The organism is Cyanobacteriota bacterium, from assembly GCA_025054735.1.
Classification (GTDB): domain Bacteria; phylum Cyanobacteriota; class Cyanobacteriia; order SKYG9; family SKYG9; genus SKYG9.
On record JANWZG010000479.1, the window covers coordinates 1 to 2,626 of the forward strand.

The 2,626-nt window shown below is 51.4% G+C and carries 3 protein-coding genes; all 3 read left to right on the top strand.

Features of this window, described 5'->3' with window-relative positions:
- Nucleotides 1-292, top strand: a 292-nt coding sequence (locus NZ772_17060) for a hypothetical protein (protein MCS6815266.1), incomplete at its 5' end; no start/stop codon positions are given.
- Complete coding sequence (locus NZ772_17065; protein ID MCS6815267.1) at nucleotides 282-1,247, top strand: hypothetical protein; 966 nt, start codon at nucleotides 282-284, stop codon at nucleotides 1,245-1,247. The genes NZ772_17060 and NZ772_17065, both read left to right, overlap by 11 nt.
- Nucleotides 1,244-2,626 (top strand): DEAD/DEAH box helicase (locus tag NZ772_17070; protein ID MCS6815268.1); only part of this gene is annotated, 1,383 nt, incomplete at its 3' end. The genes NZ772_17065 and NZ772_17070, both read left to right, overlap by 4 nt.

Here is a 2,626-nt window from a genome sequence, read left to right on the forward strand (position 1 = left end):
AAAGTCGATTTCAAACCCCATACCCGGACAACAATACACCATCGGTATCGTTAAGAGCAAACGCGGTGACTTTGAAAAGAAATTGCAAGAAACAGTGGCTCAGAACAATCTCTGGCATTTAATTTTAGGATTTCAACCCCACCCTAACCCAGAGAAGCGCAACCTGGCGATCATCACCCTTGGCGATCGTGAACAAGCACATGCCTACCTTAAGCAAATGGATGACTTCGATTGGCTGAGTCGAGAACCTGTAACGCTGGACAATGTGGATCAGGAGGTCGATGATGACTGAGTCAAAACATTTGGCTAGTGATAGGATCAAAACCTCGCCATCTCAGATTATTGTGCGACTCTTGAGTCAGCATCGTCAACCAGGACAGCCGGCCTTACCTGCTACCTTGCGCAAAACCCAGGTACTGTCTTTGCTCCGTCAATCGGTTCAACCAGACTACCCAGAGGAACAACTCCGGCAGGAGGTTCAAATGGCATTGCAGTCGCTCGAAGACCAAGGAGAGCTATTGAGAGCGACAGGCAATCAGTACTGTGTGGCTCCGCCAAGCTTACTAGCCACTAGTCCAGAAAACTTTGTAGGATTGCGGTTTCGGGGCGATCGCGCCTATCTGCCTCTGGCTCACACAATTCTTAAAACCCAGCAGCCCCCAACCGAGGAGAAGTTGCATCCTAAATTAGTCAGCTTTGAACGGGCCAAGGAACGTCTGCAAGCTAAACGAATCCGGTTGCTGACCTTAGATGATTTGGTGAGTGAGTTACCGATGCCTGAAAAACCCTGGCGATCGTCACTTTCACCCTACGAATTATCCTTAGAGCAGACAGAACTCCAGTGCTATTGTCCTGCCTATGCTGAGCAGGACGATCGCTGGCAGCAACTTGATGCTCAATTGCCTCAGAACGAAAGCTTACTGAGGAAACTTGAAAACGCTAATGGTAAAGATTATCAATACTTCTGGTTTGTGGCTAACCAATTTTATGTGCTTTATCAGGATGCAGCCATCTACGCAATTTTTTACCTCGATCGCCGCGAGCAGCAACCCCTCCGCCTCGTGTTAGACCAAAATGAACGACTCAATCTCAAAACCATTTGGTTACCCTATGCTTACCACCGGTGGTGTCAGCAATTTCTGGAACCCTGTGAGGGGGAGCGCCGTGTATACCAAGTGCCACCAACTCACAAATCTCTCGTTCGTGTAGTTTTCCAACGTTTAGGATGCAACTGTGACCTGTTATGACCCACTACCTTGACCCGATTGCCGCCACTCGGCAGCCCCGTGAAGACTTCATTCGGTACTTGCTCACGGCTTACCCCTTGCGGGATCATTCTCTTCGCGACAAGCTGAAACACGCGCTCAACCAGCCAGGGAGCATTTGGCAGGTGCCCTATCTAGAAGGTGCCCAACCCTATCGCCCAGACTTGAGCGTGGCAGACCTAGTGGCTGAGGGGGTGTTGCATCCCGAAATGGCGCGATTATTTTGGGCCGATCGCCCCCTTTATCAACACCAAGCTGTGGCGGTAAAGGCTGTGGTTGAACAGCGGGAAAACATTATCGTGGCAACTGGAACTGGTTCCGGTAAGACTGAATGCTTCCTGTTACCAATGCTCGACCGGTTGCTCAAGGAAGAGGCTGAGTTGCAGATTGCTGGGGTGCGGGCATTAATTCTCTATCCGATGAATGCCTTGGTGAACGATCAGGTGAAACGGCTGCGTCTCTTACTCTGCCGCCAAGACGCTGAACGGCCCCTGATCAAGTTTGGTTTCTATACCAGCCGCACCCAGCAAAAGACTAAAGCGGCTCAACAAGCATTAGCAGATGAGCTAGGCACCTACAGCGATGAAGAACTCCTGGCCCTGATTCCAGAATCAGAACAGGCGGATTGGCAAGAATGCTTGTCGGGTGATCGGCGCAGAAAGGTGGTTCAAAGAGCTTGTGAGATGGTGCAAAAGGTGCAAGTGCTGTCGCGGGAGCAAATTCAAGAATCTCCACCCCATATTTTGGTCACTAACTACTCCATGCTGGAGCACATGCTGATTCGCCCGGTGGAACGCCAGACCATCTTTGAGCGATCGGCCAACTGCTTCACCATGCTGATCGTTGACGAAGCCCACTCCTACAACGGCTCGACGGGAACAGAAGTTTCCATGCTGATCAAACGGCTGAAAGCTGCCGTCAAAGCTGAACCGGGTAAAATCCGTTGCATTGCCACCAGCGCTAGTTTAGGCGATCGCAGCGTTGATTCAACTGTTATTCAATTTGCCCAAGAACTGTTTGGAGAACCCTTTAGCCAGGTGATACGTGGCGATCGTGTCTCTGCCACCGAACGCCTGGGAACTCCCTATGCTTTACCAGAGGGCTTGGCTGAGGAAGAGGTCTATGACTACTTTTACAACTTGACCCTGCCTGACCTCAATGCCTCCCTAGACCAGTGGGAACAGGAATTGAGCTACATTGTGCCACCAGAACCGCTCCGTCACGCCCGCTGCCAAGCGGCTACAGCACCTGTTGCTGAGCGGGTTCACCGCTTTTTATGGTACGCCCTGAAGCAACACCCAACGGTTCATCGGCTGATTCAACTCCTAGCGCGATCGCCCCAACCCTGGGAGCAAGTCGCA